Here is a 22804-nt window from a genome sequence, read left to right on the forward strand (position 1 = left end):
ACCTAAAAGGAAAAGATTTTCTCCCGGAAATCGCTGGCGCTTGTTCACTTCATGCGCAAGTCTTTGCACAGGTGTAGTGCAGGAAGCAGATACCTTGCGGGAGCCATGCCGGATGATGCTTTGGCATCAGGATTGCTGTGTTACATGCAGAAATTTTTGATGACATCCCCCCGGAGGCAGGATGGGAGAGATACCGGTTACAGTGAATGTGCGTCCTGTGATGACAGAGGCGCCATTGCTTATGCCCATGCCGTGGGCAAATACTGCACTCCACTCCACGCTCAAATCGGATGTGCTGCGAGTTGGAGTGGTTGGCTATGGATATTGGGGGCCAAACATCGTCCGTAATTTTAGTGCCCAGGAGCACTCCCGGGTCACGATGGTGTGTGACCGCAGGCCGGAAGCCCTGGCCCGCGTCATGAAGGGGCATCCGGATGTGGAGGCATCCACCGATGTCATGGAAATGATTCGCTCTCCGCACATTGATGTGGTCGCCGTCGTGACTCCTGTCTGGACACACTATGAATTGGCGAAAGCGGCCCTGTTGCAGGGAAAACACGTTTTTGTGGAAAAGCCTTTCACGTCCAACTCGGCCCAGGCAGAAGAGCTGATTGAGCTTGCGGAGCGCAAGGGGCTGAAAATCATGGTCGACCATACTTTTCTGTTTACCCCCGCTGTACGCAAGATCAAGCAGCTGATAGAAGCGCGCGAACTCGGTGATATCTACTATTACGACGCCATGCGTGTAAACCTTGGCCTCTTTCAGCATGATGTCAATGTGATCTGGGACCTTGCTCCGCACGATTTTGCCATTATGGATTACCTTTTGCCGGAGCGCGCTGAGGCCGTGGTAGCCACAGGACAGAAACATGTAAATGGCGTGGAAGATGTGGCGTTTGTCACGATCTACTATCCAAACAAACTGATTGCCCATGTCAATGTCAATTGGCTTTCTCCAGTAAAAGTGCGTACGACGCTTGTTGGCGGGGATAAAAAGATGCTCATCTGGAATGACCTTGAGTCCGATGAGAAGATCAAGGTCTACGACCGCGGAGTCAAGCATACGAGGACAGGCGAGGGAATCTATGATCTGCTCGTCAGTTATCGCTCAGGCGATATGTGGGCGCCGCAGCTGGAAAACGCTGAAGCACTCAAGCTGGAAATCGAGCACTTCAACGAGTGCATTCGCGAAAACAAGCAGCCCATCAACGATGGGAACTCAGGGCTACGGATTGTCAAAATGCTTCAGGCCGCTGACGAATCGCTGAAAAGCCGTGGAACACAGGTGTTAATATGAGCGAATTTGTTTGTATTGCCCCCGATGTCAAACTGGGGAAGGACGTTAAGCTGTCGAAATTCATCAACCTCTATGGTTGTGAAATTGGCAACAACACAAAGATCGGCGCCTTTGTTGAAGTCCAGAAGAATGCAAAGATTGGCAGCAACTGTAAAATTTCAAGCCACACTTTTGTCTGTGAGGGTGTCGTGATTGAAGACAATGTATTTATTGGACACAATGTCGCCTTCATTAATGACACCTATCCTCGTGCTACAAACGCAAAAGGTTCACTGCAGACGGAACAGGACTGGAAGGTGGAAAAAACGTTGGTGAAAAAGGGCGCCTCGATCGGATCCGGCGTCACCATTCTTTCTCAGGTCATTATTGGTGAAAATGCAATCGTCGGCGCTGGGAGCGTAGTTACACGAGATGTCCCTGATAACACAATCGTCGCCGGAGTACCCGCTCGTGTGATGCGCTCTCTCGAAGAAGAAAAGGTCCTGATGCCATGAACAGAAACATTCCATTCCTTGACCTGGTAACGCCTCATGTGGAACTCGAAGAAGAGCTGGTCCATGTCTTCCGGAAAGCTTTGCACACCGCCGGATTTATTGGGGGGGCCGCGCTCCAGAATTTTGAAAAAAACTTCGCTGAATTCTGCCAGACAAACGAATGTGTAGGAGTGGCCAGCGGAACAGATGCGCTCCTTCTGGCGTTTCTGGCCGGAGGCATCCATCCTGGCGAGACGGTGCTGACCGTAGCCAACACCTTTATCGCTACCGCTGAAGCCATCACCCAGGCTGGCGCCGTTCCCGAATTCGTGGACATCGAAGAGGGCACATACACCATGGATGCGCAAGAGCTGCGCCGCTACCTTGAAAGCTGTCCCTCGGACCCGGTGACAGGAAAACGACTCAGTCGACGGACTGGCAATCCCATAACTGCTGTTGTTCCTGTCCACCTGTACGGCCAGATGGCCGATATGGACAGCATTATGGAGATCGCGGACGAGTTTGGCCTGCAGGTTTATGAAGATGCGTGCCAGGCCCACGGAGCAAAGTATTTTTCCCAACGGGAAAATCGCTGGCTGACCGCGGGATCCATTGGCCGGGCGGCGGCGTTCAGCTTTTACCCAGGCAAAAATCTTGGCGCTTGCGGCGAAGCAGGTGCTGTTACCACCAACGATCCGGAAATTGCACGGAAGGTACGCATCCTGCGCGACCATGGACAGCCGCGCAAATACTTTCACGAAGCCATTGGCTACAATGGTCGCCTTGATTCCATCCAGGCAGGTATCCTGGACGTGAAACTAAAACACCTGTCGCGATGGACAGAACAACGCCGCGCGGCGGCCAAGGTTTATGACAAATTGCTTTCCGAGATCGAAGGAATTTTCCTTCCATTGGAAAGAGAGAACTTCCTGTCGGTATACCACCTTTACGTCATTCATACCAGAGAGCGCGACAGCATTCAGCAGAAACTGACAAAGAAAGGCATCGGTACCGGCATTCATTATCCTGTGCCCCTGCACTTGCAGCCGGCCTATGCCTTTCTGGGGTATGGGGAGGGTGATCTTCCGGTCACAGAAGCTTCGGCTGCCATGACTCTGTCCTTGCCGATGTATCCGAACATTTCCTCACAGGACCAGGAATACGTTGCGCAGGTATTGTCTTGTGCCATGGAAGAAGCGATTGTTACGGTCTGAAACAGGCATTCCATCTCTCCCCCAACACATCCCTTTTAAGGTGAGCTTCCGAGCAGAAGGAAATTCTTTTCCGTGCCTTCCCCTGCTCTTCCTAATCCATGATGGTGGACCGTGACACAGGCCGGCACAAAAGATTTGGTCCTGACTCGGTTTTTCCTTCTTCTGGAACAGTAATTGCTTCTCATACAGGTGGCGCAATGGACTCCGTGAAGCATTGCGCTTGAGGAGATTATGGTGACTCGATCCGTTGCAGGACTCTCATTTGCCTCAATCCCAAGGCGAACGGAAGACCAGGAACACTTCCTGCAGAAACTGGCGCACGAGTGGAGACGCGCTGAGCGATCACGCCGCCCGCTCCTGCTTGTTCTATTCGAGGCCGCTGACGGCGATGCAACACAATTGAAGAGAATTCCGCAGCTTGTTGCACCAGACACCCGTGAGACGGACATCTGGGGATGGTTTGAACAGAACACAATTCTGGGCGCTATTTTCGCAGAGTTGGGGAACACCTCAGTAGATGAAGCTCGCGACTCCATTGTGAGAAAAATCCGCAGATCGCTGGACGCCTCTGCAATTAAAAATGTTCATCTCTCAGCCTATGTTTTACCGGCCCGCTTTGCGTCCGGGCAAAGAGATCAGGAGGAAGACCTGTCTCAAGTTTTCTCCGTTCTTGCACCCAGGGAAAAGCAATTCCAGCAAGCAGTCAAGCGCGTGGGAGACATATTAGGGTCATCTCTGTTGTTGTTTTTTCTTTCTCCTCTTTTTGCTTTGATCGCAATTGCGGTCAAATGCACCTCCGGAGGACCCATACTTTACCGTCAGACTCGGGTGGGGCAGCATGGGAGACATTTTACTTTCATGAAGTTCCGCTCCATGAAGGCCGGCAATGACCCTTCGCTCCATGAAGCCTATTGTCGCAAGCTAATTGAGGGCAAGGCCGAAAAACACAAGGACGAAAACGGAGCAGAGGTATTTAAAATTACGAGCGACCCTCGCATCACTCCCGTTGGCAAATTTCTGCGCAAAACAAGTCTGGACGAGCTTCCCCAACTTTGGAATGTACTCAGAGGCGAGATGTCGCTGGTCGGCCCTCGGCCGCCTATCCCTTATGAAGTCTCTTGCTACGACGTGTGGCACAGAAGACGGGTGCTTGAAGTGAAGCCCGGAATGACCGGGCTATGGCAAGTACGCGGGCGTAACCGCACCACCTTTGACGAAATGGTACGGCTCGATCTTCGCTACGCCCATAAATGGTCTCTCTGGCTGGATCTGAAAATCCTTCTGGAAACACCCTTTGCCGTGCTGAAGGGAGCGCACTAAATGCCGGACCCCCTGGTAAGCGTCATCATCCCTACTTACAATCGCGCCCATTCGTTAGGACAGGCCATTGAGAGTGTTCTAAAGCAGCGATATTCTGAGCTGGAGATCATCGTGATTGACGATGGCTCTACCGATCACACTGCAGCACTCCTCACGCAGAAGTATCCACAGGTATCTTATGCATGGCAGAGCAATCGGGGACCCTCAGCCGCACGGAACCATGGTGTTCGCATCTCCTCCGGTGAGATCATCATGTTTCTTGACTCCGATGATACCTGGCTTCCAGGCAAGGTGCGACGCCAGGTAGATTTGCTGCAGAAGGCCGGGTCTTCTGTCTGCTGCTGCGTCACAAATGCCATTCTGCGCGGAGAGCGTGGAGAGCACAGACTTTCGTTTGAAGTAGCAGAAATCTTTCCTCGCCTTCCACAAGGTCTTTGGACCAACCCTTCACAAGTGCTGGCCTCCAGATTTCTCTTCTTTAATCAGGTCGCAGCAGTCCGGCGCGACGCTTTGCTTCTCTGCAAAGGATTCGATGAACAACTGACCTTGCTGGAAGATTGGGACCTGGCCCTCCGTCTCTCTGAACTCGGTTCGTGGGTCTACACCATCGAACCTTTCGCTGTCTGGAACCCGAATAGCAATGAGAGCCTCGTGACTCGCGCAAGTAAAGACCGAATTTCACTGCGGGAATCGGCGCTATGTGTACATAAAAACGCTCTGGCCAGGGCCCAAGGAGCCCTCAATCAATCATCCATGAAATTACTCGATCGCAAGATCAAAAGCACGCAACACGAACTGTTGGGCTTGCGCCTTTCGCGCTCCAGGAATCCATTGAAGAAGGTACTGGGAAATGGAATTTCGTTGGCTGAACGAGGCAGCGCTGCCCTGTTTAAGAGGTCTCGCTACTGGCCGGCCATGGAAGTTACAGCCTTAAGCCATCATCCCGTGAGAGATTTTGCAGCAGCCACCGCATAAGTGAATCGGTGGGTAAGCGTCAGGAAAAGGGAATGTTTCGCATAGACAGAGCAATTTCGGTACATCTTATGCAACCCTGGTGCAAACGCAGGGGCATACCCATTCTCATGTACCACAGCGTTTCAGATATCTCTTCCGCCAGGCGTCATCCTTATTACGAACTGCATACTCCAGTAAGAGTTTTTGAAGAACATCTAGACTGGCTTGCCTGCAATGGATACCAGACACTCCATCTAAGCCATCTTGCATCTTCTCTGGCACAAGATCCAACGCAGAATTTCGTTGTGATCACATTCGATGATGGGTTCCGCGACTTTTATACCAGTGCATTTCCTGTTCTCAAAAAGTATGGATTCACCGCGACTGTATTCTTGCCTACAGCGTATATCGCCAATCATCGTCAGCAGTTTCTTGGCAAGGAATGCATGACATGGGATGAGGTTCGTGAGTTACATCAGGCCGGTATTGAGTTTGGGTCCCACACCGTTTCTCATCCATTTCTTTATGATTTGACCGATTCCAGGCTCGAAAAAGAGATCGCGGAATCAAAAGAAACCATTGAAGAGGAGCTGATAAGTCCTGTTGCTAGCTTCTCCCATCCTTATGCATTTCCGGCAGATTCGACCTATTCTGCACGTCTTCGGGCATTGCTTGTCAAGCATGGCTATACAACCGGAGTATGCACAACATTGGGGACGGCGAATTCCTCTTCTGACCCCTATTTTCTTCGCCGCCTTCCCATCAATGGTTTTGATGATCCTGTACTCTTTCAAGCCAAGCTTGAAGGCGCTTATGACTGGCTCGGGATCCTGCAGTCCATGAAGAAGTCCATTTCCAGGAAGAACCAGCATGGATGAGCAATTCAAACAATACGTCATCATTTCTCCCGTAAAGGATGAGGAGCGCTTTGTTCGGGAAACCCTGGAATCCGTAACGCAGCAAACGGTTCGGCCGGCACGGTGGGTTATTGTCGATGATGGATCTACCGACAGTACTCCGCACATTGTCCAGGAATTTGCTGCGCGCTTTGACTGGATCAGGCTTGTGCACACCCAGGGCGGTCCCCGTCAGCCGGGTTCCGCCGTCATTCGCGCCTTCCAATACGGGACCCAGTTTTTAAGCGACCTGGATTATGACTTCATCGTAAAACTCGATTGCGATCTGCGGCTGCCTGCTTACTATTTTGAGCTCCTTCTTCTTCGTTTCGCTCTCGACCCGGCCCTCGGAATAGCATCAGGTGTCTATCAGGAGAAAAAGCGTGGTCGAATGCAAATCGTCCCCATGCCCAAGTACCATGCAGCCGGAGCAAGCAAGCTCCTGCGCAGAAAGTGCTTTGAAGACATTGGAGGATTCATTCCAGAACGCGGATGGGACACCTTGGATGAAGTCCGTGCACATCTGCATGGATGGAAGACCTGCCATTTTTCCGATCTGGTCATGGACCATCTCAAGCCAGAAGGAACGGGCATTGGATGGATGCGCACGAACATCATGCACGGAGAAATTTACTACAAAACAGGAGGCAGCCTTCTGTTCTTTTTAGGGAAACTGGCTGCGCGGGCCATTCACGGACGGCCTTTTGTATTTGGCAGCGCGGCGATGCTCTATGGCTTCGCCGCTCCATACTTTCAAGGCACAAAACGCCTGGTAAATGCGGAAGAAGCGCGTCATTATCGTTCTCTCTTGAATCAGCGACTCCTGGAGGGAATGAAGCGCGGACTCGGGAGGACATACTGATGTGCGGAATCTGCGGAACGATGGAGATGTCTGGAAGACCCGTCCTCAAAAAGGACATTTCTGCCATGATGTCGGCCCTTGCGCATCGCGGACCGGATGGCGCAGGCAGCTATGTACAGGGAGAAGTAGGACTCGGTCATCGCCGTTTAAGCATCATCGATTTGAATGGAGGATCTCAGCCCATCTCAAATGAAGATGGGACCCTGCACATTATCTTCAATGGAGAAATTTATAACTACATCGAACTGAGAGAGGAACTTCTGACTTATGGTCATGTGTTCATTACTCAGTCGGATACAGAAGTGATCGTTCATGCATACGAACAGTGGGGCCCGGATTGCGTGACGCGCCTGAACGGCATTTTTGCTTTTGCAATCTGGGACCAGCGGGATCGCGAACTATTTCTGGCGCGCGATCATCTGGGCGTAAAACCACTCTACTTTACCCAGCGGGGCTCTCGCTTTTCTTTTGCCTCCGAGATCAAGGCCTTGCTTGTGGATTGCGATTGCGAGCGCGACGTGGACCTGACGGCACTGGCACAGCTTTTTACGCTGCGTTATGTTCCATCTCCCAGAACGCTGTTTCATGGCATCAGCAAATTGCCTCCTGCCTGCTGGATGCGCGTTTCTCATCTTGGCATTGAGCAGAAACATTACTGGAAGCCTGTTCCTGTAGTAAACCATGGGGCTTCCCCTGATACGTTGCTGGAACAATACCAGTCACTGGTTGAAAGCGCTGTGCGTCTGCAAATGCGTAGCGATGTTCCGGTTGGATTATTTTTAAGTTCCGGAGTGGATTCAAGCGCATTGCTCTCGCTGATGCATCAGCTCACCAATCATCCCGTGAAGACCTTCACCATCGGATTTGAGGAGGGCGAAAGCACCAATGAGACAAGCGAGGCCAGAGAAGTAGCCAGAATGTTTGGCGCTACGCACTCGGAAATGATGGTAAGTGCGCGCGATTACGAAGACTACTACGAACGTTATTTATGGGACATTGAGGAGCCAGTTGGAAATGAAAGCGCCGCTGCATTTTATTTTGTCAGCCTGATTGCAGGCCGCTCGGTCAAAGTAGCACTCACGGGCCAGGGAGCAGATGAGCCTTGGGGTGGTTATCACCGCTATATTGGTGTGCAGCTCTCAAAAACATACAGCCATCTGCCGCAAAACATTACGAACGGGATTGTCCGACCACTCGTCCTGTCTTTCGTCAGACAGGAAAGACTGCGTCGTGGAGTCATTTCCCTAACTGAGCCCGACATCTTAAAGCGCTTTACAAATATCTACTCTTTCTACGATTCGCACATGAAGGAGCATCTCTTTCAGCCTTGGCTGCGCGAAGCGATTGGGACCGACGGGGCACAGGCGCTGGGACCACTCGGGCTGCTACAAAAACAAGTTGCCCATCTCGATCCTGTTGCGCAGATGATGTATATCGATACCCGCACCAATCTGCCTGATGACCTTCTTATGGTTGGTGACAAAACGTCTATGGCCAATTCGCTTGAAGCACGAGTGCCTTTTTTGGATCCGCGCATCATTGAGTTCGTAGAATCACTGCCGCACAACCTGAAGCTACGTCGTTTTGAACGCAAATACCTCCATAAAAGAGCGATGGAAAAGTATCTTCCCCGCGAAATTGTGTACCGCAAAAAAAAGGGTTTTGCCAATCCTGTGGATAAATGGCTTCGTCACAGTCTTAAAAAATATATCGGAGACTGTCTGCTGTCTGAGACATCTTCCATCAATCAATACTTCAACCGCTCTTATGTAAAACAGCTAATTGCAGATCATGAAGCTGGCCGCCGTGAGCATCTGCGTCACATTTATCTTTTGATCTCCTTTGAGCTTTGGCATCGCACCTTTATGCGCACCGCCGCTCCAGTCTGTAGCGAGGCAGCATCATGAGATCAGGCATGGATTTATCGATCATTATCGTTAATTGGAAATCATCTGCTTTCGTCCGAAAGTGCATCCAGAGCATCTATGCCGATTCCGCTTGTCTGCGTTGCGAAATCCTTGTGGTGGATAATGCTTCCGGAGATGACTGCGGAAAAATGCTGGCTTCGGAATTTCCCGATGTGGTCTTTATTCCAAGCCGAAAAAATCTGGGCTTTGCAGGGGCCAACAATCTTGCTTTTGAGCGGTCCATCGCCAGAAATGTGCTTTTCCTCAACCCTGACACTGAACTCCTTCCCGGTGCAATACAGGAAATGCTAAAAGCACTCTATTCCGCTCCCGAGGTTGCTTTAGTTGGTGCGCAACTGCTGAACACAGACCTTAGCCTGCAAGACAGTTGTATTCAGCGCTTTCCTACGATACTGAACCAGTTGTTCGACTTTGATTACTTGCGAAAACGGTGCCCTCCATCTGACTTTTTTGCCACGCGCCCATTTCACGATCCACAGGCCGTGGTTACAGAGGTCGATTGCGTCTCTGGAGCGTGCATGCTGGTCAAGCGAGATATCTTCTCCGCAGTTGGCATGTTCAGCAACCGTTATTTCATGTACACAGAAGATGTAGATCTTTGTTACAAGATCAGGCTCGCCGGGAACAAAGTGTGCTATGCCTCGCTTGCCCGCGTGATACACCACGGAGGCCGTAGCAGCGCCCTCGAACCGCAAAGCCACTTTGCCACCATCGTCATGCGCGAGTCGCGCTGGCGGTTCATGACAGCATGGTACGGCGGCTCGTATGCGATGGCCTATCGCCTCACAACTGCTCTGAGTGCTATTGCAAGAATCCTGATGCTTGGCACGGCTATCGCTGTTGCCAGGAACACTGAGCGCCGCTCGCGCTTATTCGCCGCTGCCGGTAAATGGTTCAAGGTCCTGCGCTGGTCTCTTGGTATGGAAGCTTGGGCAGGGCAACTGGAAGCAAAGGTGCAAAACATATGAACCCGAACCAGTTTGCATGGGTCACAGATAACATGACTTTCGTCAGCCCTCTGGGACTTGGCTTTACGCTGGTGCTATGTCTTGCCCTGCTATTTCTTCCTCGCCGCTATGCCATCGTGCCAGTGCTGGCACTTACCTGTTTTATGACGATGGGGCAACGGGTCGTTCTGGGTGGCTTGAATTTCACCATGATCCGTATCCTGCTCCTTTTTGGTTGGGCGCGCCTTGCCTTTCATGGAGAGTTTCGCAGGCTGAAATGGAATGCGATTGACATTTGCCTGATTGCCTGGGCAATCTCCGGCTTTGTTGCCCATACGATTCTGGAGCCAAGTGACGCGGCATACAGACTTGGCGTGGCCTACAACTGCGTGGGCACATATTTTCTTTTGCGCTTTCTTCTGCGCGAGCGTCATGACGTCATCCATGTTATGCGCATGCTCGCCTGGTTTGTCGTCCCTTTGTCCATCCTGATGCTGTGGGAACACTTGAGTGGGCACAATCTCTTTGCCTTTCTTGGTGGAGTTCCTGCTATCAGTGAAATCCGTGAAGGCAGAATTCGCTCTCAGGGACCATTTGGACATTCCATTCTGGGGGGAACCTTTGGCGCTACCGTCTTTCCCTTCTTCTATGCTCTGCATTTTCGCAGCGGTACAGATCGAATCCTTGGCTATGCGGGCATGATGGCTTCTCTCATCATTGTTTTCAGTTCTGGATCCAGCGGTCCTGCCTTTGCATGGATCTTCAGTGTCCTCGCATTTTGCCTGTGGCCCCTGCGGCAGCATATGCGCGCACTGCGCTGGGGACTGCTGGGATTGACCGTTCTCCTCCACCTTGTGATGAAAGCACCCGTGTGGTTTCTGATTGGGCGTATTACTGTCTTTCAGGCGTCCACCGGATTCCATCGCGCAATGTTAATTGATGCGGCCATTCATAATTTTTCCGAGTGGTGGCTTGTCGGTACTCCTTCAACCGCGCATTGGGGCTACGAGTTGATGGATGTAACAAACTACTACATTCGGCAGGGCGTTGAAGGCGGATTTCTTACGCTGGTCCTGTTTCTGGCTGTTGTTTCCTATGCTTTTGGAGCAGTGGGACGTGCGCGGAAAGCCGCATCTCGGCAGCCCAAATGGGAACAAATGATGATCTGGTCTCTTGGCGCCGCTTTGCTCGCACACGCAGTATCTTTTATTTCTGTCTCCTATTTCGATCAAAACTTTGTTTCCTGGTATCTGTTGCTCGCCATGATTTCTCATGTATCCACAATGAAACCGTCAGAGCAGTTCCTCTCCGTACCGGTGAGAATTCGTCGCTCCTGGCGCGATCTGCAATGGGAAGGAGTTGCTCAATGATTGCCCATACCCTGATGACCGTGCCTGCACGTGCATTCCATGCTGTTCTCAAACGGTGGGGCGCGTCCGCAACGAAGCAGAAGATCTGGAATGCCGAATATCAATCCGGGAAATGGACAGCCATTGATCCGCAGGAAACAGAAGCCGTACCCCGAGATCTGATTTATCCCGTACTGGAGAAGTGGGGAGCAAAAGGTGACATCCTCGACCTGGGATGCGGCACAGGATCTACTGCGGTACAAATTGCGGACGTCTACCGCTCCTATCTGGGAATCGACATTTCACCGGTGGCAATTGAACGGGCAGAGAAAAACCTCGATCCAATAGTCGCAAAGAGGGATAAAACAGAGTTTGCCGTGGCGCCAATTGAATCATTCACTACACAGCGCCGATTTCACATCGTGCTGTATCGTGAATGTCTTTACTATTTTTCTCTTGGCCAAATTAAAACCATCCTGAACCGTCATGCGCTCTTTCTCCGGCCTGATGGAGTTTTTGTTGTTCGCCTATACGATCGCAACCGCTACGAAAAGATTGTGGATCACATTTTCGAGACTTATGAAGTAAAAGAAACTGTTGCTCCTGCTGACAACCCGACCATCATCCTTATCTTCAAACCACGAAATTTACCTTCCCGTTCAGAGGCCACCAAATGAAAGTCTGCATGATTACATATTCGTTTTATGAAGCAGACAACCGCGTCATGCGCTACGCAGAAACGCTGGCCGCACGTGGAGATACGGTCGACGTAATCTCCCTGCGTGTCCCCCAGCAAGAAAAAACAACCTGCTTGAATGGCGTGAATGTGTATCGTCTGCAAGAGCGCATCCGCAACGAGCGCGGAAAACTGTCTTATCTGATTCGCATCCTGCAATTCTTCTTACGGGCTGTGGCATGGTTGACATTTCGAAACCTGAAATACAGGTATGATGTTGTCCACGTTCATTCCGTTCCGGATTTTCTAGTGTTTGCCGCAGTGGTGCCGCGAATCACAGGAGCCAGGATTGTCCTCGATATTCACGATATCCTGCCTGAGCTTTATGCAAGCAAATTCAAACTCTCGGACAAAAGCCTCCTATTTCGTGTGCTGTTATGGATTGAACGTATTTCAACGGCATTCGCCGATCAGGTCATTATCGCAAACCATTTATGGCGCGAGCGCATCGTTGCGCGGTCTGTATCGGCACATAAGTGCACAGCATTGATGAATTATCCAGATCCGTCCATCTTTTTTCCACGAGAACGTACCCGCAATGATGGAAAGTTCCTGATTCTTTACCCGGGAACATTGCAAATCCATCAAGGCGTGGACCTGATGATTCGTGCGCTGTATCTCATTCAAGATGATTTACCGTCTGCTGAGCTCCATATCTATGGAGAAGGCGATGCCAAGCGGTCGCAGCAAGACCTTGTGTCGACTCTTGGGCTTCAGGGCCGAGTCATCTTTCACGCCGCCCGCCCTATTCGAGAAATTGCTGAGATCATGGCTGAAGCAGACCTGGGGATCGTTGCCAAACGGCAGGACTCCTTTGGCAATGAGGCGCAGAGCACGAAGATTCTTGAGTTTATGTCCGTTGGAATCCCCATGATTGTCGCAGAAACAAAAATTGACCGCTGCTATTACGACGACTCTCTCGTGGAATTCTTTAAAAGTGGTGACGAGCATGATCTGGCACGTGCCATTCTCCGCATGGCGACTGATCCAGAACTGCGCAATACTCGCGTTAGGAATGCTTTACAGTTTGCGTCGGAAAATTCCTGGGCACATGCAAAGCATACATACCTGGACATGCTTGACAATCTCGTCTGCAAAACACCGCCACAGAAGATTTTGCCGCAAGCAGCTCCCCAATCATGAGGCTGGAAATGAACCCTTCGATTTCGACCATTTCGCAAGACCTGCCCCTAGAGACGCAAGAGAGTCCGAACGTGTTAGCTCCGGAAACCATGGACGATCCACTGTATCTCTTTGAGAGAGTCGTTTCAAAGCTGTATACCTTGTGGGCCAGGACCACTTATCCTTTTGCCTCAATCGGGCACGATGTGGCATTTCATTACTCCGTAGATGTTCGTCGCAGCAAAGCGAATCGTATCGCGATTGGAAATGGCGTTTATCTCGGCAAGGACGTCTGGTTAAATGTGACTTTGACCAATAACAGCGATGACCATGTCATCGCGCTGGGAGACCGCTGTGTCCTCGGGCGGCGTACGATGCTTTCGGCCAAAAATCAGATTCTTCTGGAAAACGATGTCACGACCGGCCCAGGAGTACTGATTATGGACCACAATCATGCCTATGAGGACATTACCAGGCCGGTTGAGCAACAGGGCGTTACCGAAGGTGGGACCGTCCGGATTGGCGAAGGCTCATTTCTCGGCTTTGGCTGCGCGATTGTGTGTTCGAAAGGCGATTTGACCCTTGGCAAACACTGCGTTGTAGCAGCCAATTCAGTAGTCACGCGGAGCTTCCCTGATTACTGTGTAATTAGCGGGAACCCAGCACGGGTCATCAGTCAATTTGACCATGACAAAAAGATGTGGGTGCTGGGAGGAATCGCCAGATAAGCCGGCGTGGCTTTACTTGTTCGGGGCCTCAAACGCTCCGATGGTCCAGGGCCCGTCCTGCGGACGCGGTGCTCCTGTAAAGTCTGCGGTGAAATAAGCACTTAAATTGACGCCATGGCCTATTAAAGAAGATCCGGGCCGAGGAACAAACTCCTGATTTATCTTCGGGTCCCCTGTAATTTTGTGCGGATCATTTCCTGGTACTGTATGCCAATACGCGTTGTAATCCACCATGCCATAAGAGGAACCGTCATTTTCTGCCAACGGCACACCAACCCCATCAAAAAGATTGTTTTCTACGTCGATATATCGGGATGAAGTCGACCTGTCTCCAAACGTACTTCCTTCAAGATGAATTGCATTTCCAGGGCACGCAAACACGTTATTGAAAATACGCACATGCTCTGCAAACTTGAGGGCGATGGCTCCATTTGTAAATCCAGATCGAGTTGAAACAATGTTGTTAAAGATGAAGGCCGGGCAATCATTTTCGGGTCCCCGGCATTCCAGGTAAATTGCGCCCGTTGTATTATCTCCCCAGTCTCCCGTAATGCGATTGTTGTAGATTTTCAGCTCTACAAAACGTGTGTTACTGCTTGTCGTCCAAATATGAAAAGGATCATTGTGAAAATGTCCGTCGCCGGTGGAAATGTGCCCCGACCAGACATATCCATCCGAAAGATTGTTGCCATAAAACTGCAAGCGCACGTCGCCCCCGCCCCCGAAAGCAAAACCCCAGGACACGCGGCTCATAGAATTATTGCGGATAATTAGAGTGCCTCCCAGCGTGCTATCGGTATTCCACTGCACACCACAGTTCGCGTCTTCGATGACGTTATTTTCAAAAACATTGGTTCCGGTCATGGAACTGCCCCACGTCCCACACCCATATTTGTTTGCATCCTGTGAGTTAGGGACCCGCCGATACATGCCTCGGATAGTCAGATTACGAACTACAATATCGCCTGCGTGGTCTGTATGGATTCCGGAAATGTCCTCGCTATGTTGGTAGCTACCAGGAGTTCCATTGCTCGTAGCTTCGATGGTGCCATTTTCTCCGCCATCCACAATATAGAAGTGTCTTCCTTCAAGGTTGATTCCTGCTCCGAAATGCCTGGCTTCTATCCAGAACGTTGGAGCAGAGATCTTCGCATTCTTTTCAAAGATGATGCGTATGGGGTCGTCAGGGGAGCCATCACCTTTTGGTTCCAGCATCGAGGTAATGACATCGCAAATGTGGATTTTATCTCCGCCAACAAGCGTGGTTGACTCTTGATTCAGCCACATGACTGGTTGTGCGTTTGCACAAGATGATCCGTCCTGCAATCCGCTCCCGGATTGGGAGAGATAGACCTCTTTTGCTTCTGCGGGGCAGACTACGGAAAATACCAGCAGAACAACAAAAATATGCATCAGGCGGGACACGATCATTCCTGCGCTTCCGCACTTGCATAAGCATAATAGGAAGCATCCTGAAGCACATCTGCAGACTGGTTCAGAACAACACCGAGCAGGCTCTTCTTTTTGAACTCCAGGCTCGCGATTTTTGCCTGACGAATAGGCGTGGCCCCTGATTTCACTACAAAAAGCACGCCATCACAAAGATCTGCCAGCACACTTGCATCGGAAAATAAGGCGGCTGGTGGGGTGTCCACAATGATCCAGTCAAAGCGCGCACGCAGCTGCTCAAGAAGCCTCCCCATGCGCGAGCTGGAGATCAATTCGCCCGGCTGCTGGATCCGGGTTCCGCAAGGAATGAAAAAGAAGTTCTCAGGACCGCCGGACTGCAGAATCTCTTCGTGAGAAACTTCACCGTTGAGATATTCAGAAAGTCCCGGAGTATGCGGAGCACCAAAAAACGATGCCAAAGTCCCTCTGCGAAGGTCGCAGTCGACAAGCACAACACGACGCTCACGCTGCAAGGCAAAGACATGGGCCAGATTTGCGGCCGTGAAACTCTTTCCTTCTCCGGCCATCGCACTGGAGATGAGCAGCGCCGACAGTCTGCGCTGCTCTCGTAGCTGATATAAACGCGAGCGGAGCGTTCGTAATTGTTCCTTCCCAAGGGAATCCGCAGTGTCAAAAAACGGCATCTTTGCCTTATCAGGTGACCACACATGCTGCACAGGAACTGCAAGTGCAGCCGGTGGTTCTACAGGTTCTTCGGCCCGGCGAGGACCGACCATCTCTTCCAGCATCGATATGCCTGTTCGCCCACTGCTCTGCTTTTCCTTCTGCGCCTTCTGTAGTGCTTCATATATCCGGCTCATTTCAGATCCTCTTCCCTCTCATACACTGGCCAGGTTCTGGGCAGCATAGTGATACTCCCGTGCAATGACTTCGATTGTTTCCGGAGCAATGGTCGTCTTGTTTTCACAAAACGCGTGAATCAGCGCCTGTTCACAGAGCACATTGATGACTCGCGCAATGCCTCCCGAGATTTCGTGAATGCAGGCAATGGCCTCCGCAGAGAAGATATCTCGACGTTCGGCCCCGGCAATATGAAGCCGTTGTTCAATGTATTCCTTCGTCTGCTCCGCAGAAAACGCTCCTGTCCGGCAACGCAGGGTAATCCGCTGCCGAAGCTGGCGCAACGAGGGTTGTGCTAGCAAAGCATCGAGCTCCGGTTGCCCACTGAGAACAATCTGCAACAACTTTTCGGTGGGAGTTTCCAGGTTTGTAAGCAGACGAAGTTCTTCAAGCACATCCGCGGAAAGCTGTTGTGCTTCGTCAACAACAAGCACTACAGGTTGTCCTTCGCGGTGCTTCTCCAGCAGCCAATCAGTCAGCCGCAACAGACGACGGCTCTTGATCGTCGACGGGCAGCGCACGTGAAAATCCGCAAGAATAAAATCCAAAAGCTCTTCCGGGCGCAGGCGCGGGTTATAGACAAAAGCTGTCGCAGCATTCTGTGCTCGCAGCCATTGCATGAAAATGTTCAGAATCGTGGTCTTCCCTGTTCCCACGTCTCCAGTGAGGACAATGAAACCTTTGCGATGGTTGACACCATACGACAGTGTCGCGAGAGCCTCAAGAACCTGGTTCGTTGTATACAGAAAGCTTGGATCGGGGCTCACGCTGAAAGGCGCCGTCTTCAACTTGAAATGTTTTTCATACATAAATATTCAGTCGCCTTTGTCTGCTACCTTTCAGAAAAGTCCGGCAAGCTTACAAGAGTCATCAGATCAAGGTGCTTGTGGATGTCCTCTTCTGTCCGGAGAAAGCGCTCTTTCATTTCCAGCATCGCCGCCAACGCCGCCCCCAAGAAGAACCCGGCTGCAAGACCTGCCAGAGAGCACTTCAAACGATTGGGCGAACTCGGACTGGCCGGGAGATCCGGGGGATCCATCACGCGGAATTGTTCTCCTTCTCTGCGAAGCTCCAGATCTGTTGCCATTTCAGCCTGTGTCTTTTTGTTCAGTAGTTCGTTGTAAAACTGCAATGCGCTTTCATAATCACGTGTAAGTGATTTGTATTGCTCTTCCACCACAGGACTCAACTGCACGCGCGACTGCATATTGCGGATCTCGCTTTCCAACCTGGCCTGTTCGGCCCGCTTCAATCGCACAGCTTCATCCATTCCCCGCAGCGCGACGCGCATCTGTGCCACTTCGGGCGTATCCGGGACACTAGGCGCCTTGGTGGAATCATTGCCTGCATTTTTCCGTGCCGCAGCCAGTTGCTGCGTCAACGTCTGGATCTGCGCTTTGGTCCGGACCACGTCGGGATATTCCGGCGTATAACGCGCTTCAAGAGTGGCGAGCTGCATCCGCAGATTACTCAGCTCCCGCTCTAGATCCACTGGGCTGTCGGCACCTTTCTGGGACGCCTGCAAACTCGTCAAAGCCTGCGAGAGCAATGCTTCCTGAGACGCTTTTTGCTGCTGCGCCTGAGCCAGCTCCTGATTGACCGCATCCAGTTGTGAGCTCAAGGTGGAAAGCATCTGAAGGTTCCGGTCTTCGTCCGTGGGCAGCTGTCCTAGATATCTGCTTTTGAATGCGGCCAGCTTTGCATCATAGTCGTCCAGCTTGTGTTTTGCGTCATCAAGCTGGCCGGCAAGAAATGTGGTCGTATCCTCAGCACGCTGTGCGCGCACTTTCAGGTTTTCCGCCATAAACATAGAGAGAATTTCAGCACAGACTGCGCGTGCCACTGCTGGATGATCTGCACTGACGTCAATATAGAACCCTCGCAACACACTCGACCCATCCGGACGAAGCGGTGTAACGCTGATGGCTTTCCGCAGACGTTCTACCAGCTCTTCCATGGGGACGCGGCTCTCATCTGCCTTATACAGACCAAAACGACGGATAATCGGCTCCAGATTCGAGCGGCTCAGAATCTGGTCGCGCATCGTCATCAGCCGCATCTCAAGCTGGTCTGTCACCACAGGAGCCACAATGGTATCTGGTACCTTCTGCTGCTCAACCAGAACAAAAGTCTGAGAGGTATAAACAGGCTTGATGCCAAAGGAAACCAGAAATCCGATGATGGGACCAAACACCAGAGGGACCAGCACCCACCACAGCCTTCGTTTTAAAATGGCCAGAACGTCCTGAAAAGTAAACTGTGCGCCTTGTTCTTCCATTTCCTTGTCCTGCCTTAATAAATTCCAATCGGATCGTGGCTCCAGACAAACCCAATTCCAAAAACATGCCGAATACCGCTTACGGCGCAGGTTGTGGCCGCGCATCCGGACGAGGTCTGGTTCTGAAGGTTATAGCTGAAGAAGATATCCCGGTTGCGGCCCGCATGTCGCGTTGCAGTCACACCAAGATACTGCGCGTCGTAGCGCTGCGCAGAGATGATCGCGGTGTTCCGCGCGTAGCCAAAGATCATGTTCGCATCCCAGTTACGCCAGAAACCATAATCCAACCCGCCCTGCACACTGTTGGTATAGGCCCCAAAGAGCACTCCCGACCCACCCGTCAGGCTACGGATGACCGAAGCATGGAGTCCAACCTGCTTCATCTGCCAATCCAGGGTTCCCCGTGCCTGCCATCCCAGCTGGTTATTGTTGTCCGCAGGCCGTCCATCAGAAATGTATTGAGGTCCCGCCCCAACCGAGGCTGCAATCCGTCCTGTAATCCTGCGGCCATACAACACTCCGAAGTAGTTGTTCGTTAGCGATTGGCTGGTCCCGGAAAAGGTGAAGTTGGAATAGCCATACTCCAGTGCGATCGAGTCATAAGGCGTGAGCGCCCGGTTTACACCAAAAACAAGTCCTTCCTGTGCCGTGTCAATCAGCCCGCTTTGCGTAAAATGAAGCAGTCCATAAAAGCCGGTCATGGTGAAGGTGTAAAGCCCATCCGGCCGGTAATCTGCCTCGCCTAAGATCGTATTGCTGATGCGACCAGAGCGCAGTGTGAGAATGCTTTGATTGGGCACCAGGTCTGGCTGCAATGCTGTCGACTCAAGCTGAATATTGCCAATTCCGCCCCACGCGCTCGTGGTTGTAATCACTGAGCCGAGCCCTTCCATTCCGGTTGCGCCAAAATTGGCCCCCTGCGAATATTGCGTCTCATTGTCCATCAGCAGGTCCCACGCGTGCGACCGGAACTGCTTGGAAATCGAAAGTGCATGAGCATTGGTAAACTGCTGCAGCCCTTGGATCTGTGCCTGTGTATCAAAACGCACGGCTCCCGCGTAACGAATGCTTGCATCTCTGCCCAGATACTGAATCAATTGCAGGTCGCCATTCAGGCTTGTGTATCCGCGGTAATGACTTTGCGGTGTCATGTATGGATTGGAATCGAGAATCTGTGCGACACGAAAATCGGGGACCCAGAAGCTATGTTGCGGACCACGCACTCCGATCCCCATGACCTGTCCACTGGTCAAAGGATGATCATCGGGAGTCATGTCCGCAGGCTCTTCATCTGCGTTTTGCTGCACCGTCAGCACGCTGCCGTCCTCCTGCCCTGACGTCGGCTCTTCCTGCACCTGGGCCACCAGAGCAGTCGCAATCAGGAACAACCAAAGCACGAAAGGAACCCTGTAAAGAAAGTTCTTCATAGTAGCCTCACGGAACGACGACTGTGTCCCCCGGCTTCAGCAATACATTCTGTTCCACATTCTTGCCTTTGATGACCGAGTCGTAGTTGAATGGCAGTTTCTGCTCCTGTCCGTTTTCGCTGCGCAGGACATAGATTTTTTTGCGATTGGCAAATGGCGCCAGCCCACCCGCGGCGGAAAGGGCCTGAAGCACTGTCATGTTGGCCTGAAGGCGAACCATGCCTTGGTGATTGACCAGACCCATAATGTAGGCCTTACGGCTGTTCATTTGTGTAACAATGACGGTAACACTTGGATCTGTAATAAACTTCTTGACCTTTTCACTTACATCCGCAGCTAACTGGGACGGAGTCAACCCCGCCGCCTGAACATCATTCAACAGGGGCAGCGATATTTTTCCGTCCGAGCGCACCGGGACTGTCGCGGAGAGTTCAGGCTCCTTCCACACCGTCACGGCAAGTACATCATCGGCACCAATGACATAGGCCGGATCTGCAGCATCGTTCACAACCTTGTGTGCGCCAGCCTGCACATCCGGCGCGGCTTTGTTTACAAACGTCTGTGCTGGCGCCGTCCCTATCAAAATCAACAAAAGCGCAGCATATGGTTTCATGATGACCTCCCCCGACAACCGTACAGACACGCGGGCCCGCACACCATAGACCTTGCAAAAGGCGTGCCATCTTGTGCTGCGCTCATCAAAACCTTTACTTTTTAAGGTTTTGCGACCAAATTTCCATCCTTAGAACAAGATAGGAGCGTTTTCTCACCGGGTGCGGGGCCGGCACCTGCACGCACATTGTGGCCTTTGTGCGCTTACAAAGACAAGCTGCCTCTTGCGGAAAGCAGAAAAGGAAATCTTTTTCCCACCTTCCGGCAGGACATTTCCTATCCCAGCATCTCCAGCAGTTTTAGCTCATCAATCACAGGGACTTTCAACTCATGGGCTTTGTCCAGTTTTGATCCCGCATCCTCACCAGCGACGACATAGCTCGTTTTTTTGCTGACTGAGCCGGAGACACGCCCACCCGCAGCTTCGATCTTCGCTTTTGCTTCTTCCCGGGTCAGATGAGGAAGTGTCCCGGTCAAAACAAAGGTCAGGCCTTCCAGTTGGGAGGTCTTTTTGCGTTTTTCAGCGGTAAGCGTGAGTCCTGCCTGACGCAGGTGCTCCACCAGTTCACGGTTCTTTTCCTCACGAAAAAACTCGTGGATGGCTTGGGACACCTTCGGCCCCACTTCATTCACGCGCTCCAGGTCCTCCTGTGATGCGGACAAAATCGCATCCATAGAACCAAACTCTTCAGCCAGCAGTTGCGCGGTCCGTTCCCCAACAAAGCGAATCCCAAGTCCGTAGAGCACGCGGTCCAGACGGGCCTTTTTTGATTGCTCAATTTCCCGCAGCAGAGACCGGGCAGTCTTTTCGCCAATCCGATCCAGGGAAAGCAGCGCTGACTCATCAAGTTTGTACAAGTCAGCAATGCTGCGCACCAGCTTACGCTCCAGCAACTGATTCACGACTGCCTCTCCCAGTCCTTCGATATTCATCACGCCGCGGGAAGCATAATGCAGAAGGCTTTCCCGTAACCGCGCCGGACAGTCTGCGTTCACACACCGATAATCGGCTTCACCCTCCGTGCGTACAATCTCACTGCCGCATTCTGGACAAAGCGAGGGGAACTGAAATTTTCTTTTGCCGCGCGGATGGTCTTTGTCCTCAATGACTTCCACCACTTTCGGGATTACGTCGCCTCCCCGCTCCACACGCACCCAGTCTCCAATGAGCAGACCCAGGCGATCAATCTCATCAGCGTTATGCAGGGTGGCGCGGCTTACTGTTGTCCCTCCGATCAATACCGGTGTCAGCACGGCAACGGGGGTAAGTTTTCCCGTGCGCCCTACTTGCACGCGAATGTCCTCTACCTGGGTAATCCCTGCGCGGGCAGTAAATTTATAAGCAATGGCCCAACGCGGAGCACGACCTGTGTATCCAAGCCGTTGCTGTAGTTCCGTAGAGCTCACCTTAATGACCACGCCATCAATCTCATAGCCCAGCGTCGCCCGATGTTGCTCGGCCCGTTGGATGAAATCCATGATCTTCTCAAACGAGTCAATTGCTTCCCGATGCGGATTTACACGAAAGCCTGCTGCCGCCAGCGCATCCAGTGCCTGACTCTGTTCTTGAAACAGGTCCTCTCCAGCCGGTGTCAGTGCAAAATACGCATAAAAGTCCAGCCGCCGCTGCGCCACAATATTTGGTTCCAATGTGCGGATGGTTCCTGCAGCAAAATTGCGTGGATTCGCAGCTGGTGCCAGTCCCTGCGCCTCTCGTTCTTCATTCGCTTTCTCAAAAGCTGCCAAAGGCATTACAACTTCTCCCCGCACCTCAAAATCTGCGGGCAGTTTTGCCTTCATCAGCTTCGCAGCCGGAATGGACAACGGGACCGAACGTATCGTGCGCACATTGGTTGTTACATCTTCGCCAATCAGACCATCTCCTCTGGTCAGGCCCAACTTCAGATGCGCGGCACCATCTTCAGACTGCTGATATCGCAGCGCCATGGAGAGGCCATCCAGCTTGTATTCACATACATAGCTGATCTGCTGGCCCGGTCCAGCAAGCTGCCGTACGCGACGATCCCAGTCCCGCAACTCTTCTTCGCTCATCGCATTGTCCAGTGAAAGCATGGGGCGGGAATGCGGCACTTTGGCAAAACCTTCTTTCGGCTTGCCTCCGACCCTTTGTGTCGGCGAATCCGACGTAATCAGCTCAGGATGCTCTTTCTCCAGCGACTGCAACTCGCGCATGAGCTTGTCATAATCAGCATCGGAAATTTCCGGGGAATCCAGGACGTAATAAAGGTATTCATGGTGCCGGATAGTTTCGCGCAATTCTTCAATACGTTCTCTGGCAGTCTTCTGGACCATGAGGAAGATTATAAGAATTCATCCTGCGTCACGGGAGG

The 22804-nt window shown here is 51.9% G+C and carries 20 protein-coding genes; 13 read left to right on the forward strand and 7 right to left on the reverse strand.

From position 1 onward, the window contains the following. Positions 1 to 181: 181 nt before the first annotated feature. From N655_RS0104955 to N655_RS19705, 13 genes are all read left to right on the forward strand, one after another. Positions 182 to 1297 carry a Gfo/Idh/MocA family protein gene (locus N655_RS0104955; RefSeq protein ID WP_238324496.1) on the forward strand — a complete coding sequence of 372 codons (1116 nt, stop codon included), beginning with the start codon at positions 182 to 184 and terminating at the stop codon, positions 1295 to 1297. Beyond that, positions 1294 to 1791 carry an acyltransferase gene (locus tag N655_RS0104960; RefSeq protein ID WP_026442098.1) on the forward strand — a complete coding sequence of 166 codons (498 nt, stop codon included), beginning with the start codon at positions 1294 to 1296 and terminating at the stop codon, positions 1789 to 1791. Before N655_RS0104955 ends, N655_RS0104960 begins: the two co-directional genes overlap by 4 nt. Then, the gene (locus N655_RS17380; protein ID WP_044934004.1) at positions 1788 to 2984 is read left to right on the forward strand and encodes a DegT/DnrJ/EryC1/StrS family aminotransferase; all 1197 of its coding nucleotides are present in this window, start codon (positions 1788 to 1790) and stop codon (positions 2982 to 2984) included. The genes N655_RS0104960 and N655_RS17380 overlap by 4 nt, the downstream gene beginning before the upstream one ends. 231 nt (positions 2985 to 3215) lie before the next feature. Continuing rightward, on the forward strand, positions 3216 to 4304 hold the full coding sequence (locus N655_RS0104970; RefSeq protein ID WP_049961256.1) for a sugar transferase: 1089 nt from the start codon (positions 3216 to 3218) through the stop codon (positions 4302 to 4304). Next, positions 4305 to 5279, forward strand: coding sequence for a glycosyltransferase family 2 protein (locus N655_RS19695; protein ID WP_049961257.1), 975 nt, complete (start codon positions 4305 to 4307; stop codon positions 5277 to 5279). A gap of 284 nt (positions 5280 to 5563) precedes the next feature. Continuing rightward, entirely contained in the window at positions 5564 to 6136 is a 573-nt protein-coding gene (locus N655_RS0104980) for a polysaccharide deacetylase family protein (protein ID WP_162173491.1), read from the forward strand. Continuing rightward, the gene (locus tag N655_RS17390; protein WP_049961258.1) at positions 6129 to 7016 is read left to right on the forward strand and encodes a glycosyltransferase family 2 protein; all 888 of its coding nucleotides are present in this window, start codon (positions 6129 to 6131) and stop codon (positions 7014 to 7016) included. Before N655_RS0104980 ends, N655_RS17390 begins: the two co-directional genes overlap by 8 nt. Continuing rightward, the gene (asnB, locus tag N655_RS17395) at positions 7016 to 8923 is read left to right on the forward strand and encodes an asparagine synthase (glutamine-hydrolyzing) (RefSeq protein WP_044934008.1); all 1908 of its coding nucleotides are present in this window, start codon (positions 7016 to 7018) and stop codon (positions 8921 to 8923) included. The genes N655_RS17390 and asnB overlap by 1 nt, the downstream gene beginning before the upstream one ends. Positions 8924 to 8931: 8 nt before the next feature. Continuing rightward, complete coding sequence (locus N655_RS17400) at positions 8932 to 9912, forward strand: glycosyltransferase family 2 protein (protein ID WP_049961259.1); 981 nt, start codon at positions 8932 to 8934, stop codon at positions 9910 to 9912. Between the two features lie 32 nt (positions 9913 to 9944). Continuing rightward, positions 9945 to 11261, forward strand: coding sequence for a hypothetical protein (locus tag N655_RS20675; protein WP_162173493.1), 1317 nt, complete (start codon positions 9945 to 9947; stop codon positions 11259 to 11261). Beyond that, a complete protein-coding gene (locus N655_RS19700) occupies positions 11258 to 11917 on the forward strand; it encodes a class I SAM-dependent methyltransferase (RefSeq protein WP_026442102.1) in 660 nt (219 codons plus the stop codon). Before N655_RS20675 ends, N655_RS19700 begins: the two co-directional genes overlap by 4 nt. After that, positions 11914 to 13119, forward strand: a complete 1206-nt coding sequence (locus N655_RS0105010) for a glycosyltransferase family 4 protein (protein ID WP_026442103.1) — start codon at positions 11914 to 11916, stop codon at positions 13117 to 13119. Before N655_RS19700 ends, N655_RS0105010 begins: the two co-directional genes overlap by 4 nt. Before the next feature lie 89 nt (positions 13120 to 13208). Beyond that, positions 13209 to 13826, forward strand: coding sequence for an acyltransferase (locus tag N655_RS19705; RefSeq protein WP_162173494.1), 618 nt, complete (start codon positions 13209 to 13211; stop codon positions 13824 to 13826). Between the two features lie 12 nt (positions 13827 to 13838). On the opposite strand, the gene N655_RS0105020 is transcribed toward N655_RS19705, so the two are convergent. The 7 genes from N655_RS0105020 to ligA form a co-directional block, all read right to left on the reverse strand. Then, the gene (locus N655_RS0105020) at positions 13839 to 15257 is read right to left on the reverse strand and encodes a hypothetical protein (protein WP_026442104.1); all 1419 of its coding nucleotides are present in this window, start codon (positions 15255 to 15257) and stop codon (positions 13839 to 13841) included. Next, positions 15254 to 16096, reverse strand: coding sequence for a CpsD/CapB family tyrosine-protein kinase (locus tag N655_RS17415; protein WP_081823577.1), 843 nt, complete (start codon positions 16094 to 16096; stop codon positions 15254 to 15256). The genes N655_RS0105020 and N655_RS17415 overlap by 4 nt, the downstream gene beginning before the upstream one ends. 18 nt (positions 16097 to 16114) lie before the next feature. Beyond that, the gene (locus N655_RS17420; RefSeq protein WP_162173495.1) at positions 16115 to 16903 is read right to left on the reverse strand and encodes an ExeA family protein; all 789 of its coding nucleotides are present in this window, start codon (positions 16901 to 16903) and stop codon (positions 16115 to 16117) included. Positions 16904 to 16968: 65 nt separating this feature from the next. Then, on the reverse strand, positions 16969 to 18414 hold the full coding sequence (locus N655_RS17425; RefSeq protein ID WP_049961263.1) for a GumC family protein: 1446 nt from the start codon (positions 18412 to 18414) through the stop codon (positions 16969 to 16971). A gap of 14 nt (positions 18415 to 18428) precedes the next feature. Further along, on the reverse strand, positions 18429 to 19841 hold the full coding sequence (locus tag N655_RS0105040) for a hypothetical protein (RefSeq protein ID WP_026442105.1): 1413 nt from the start codon (positions 19839 to 19841) through the stop codon (positions 18429 to 18431). Between the two features lie 7 nt (positions 19842 to 19848). Beyond that, positions 19849 to 20454: a polysaccharide biosynthesis/export family protein gene (locus N655_RS0105045; RefSeq protein ID WP_026442106.1), complete on the reverse strand. Its 606-nt coding sequence runs from the start codon at positions 20452 to 20454 to the stop codon at positions 19849 to 19851. A 275-nt stretch (positions 20455 to 20729) separates the two neighbouring features. Next, positions 20730 to 22766 (reverse strand): NAD-dependent DNA ligase LigA, encoded by a 2037-nt coding sequence (ligA, locus tag N655_RS0105050; RefSeq protein WP_026442107.1) that lies wholly within the window; start codon positions 22764 to 22766, stop codon positions 20730 to 20732. Positions 22767 to 22804: the final 38 nt, after the last annotated feature.

This window comes from Pseudacidobacterium ailaaui (assembly GCF_000688455.1).
Taxonomy (GTDB): domain Bacteria; phylum Acidobacteriota; class Terriglobia; order Terriglobales; family Acidobacteriaceae; genus Pseudacidobacterium; species Pseudacidobacterium ailaaui.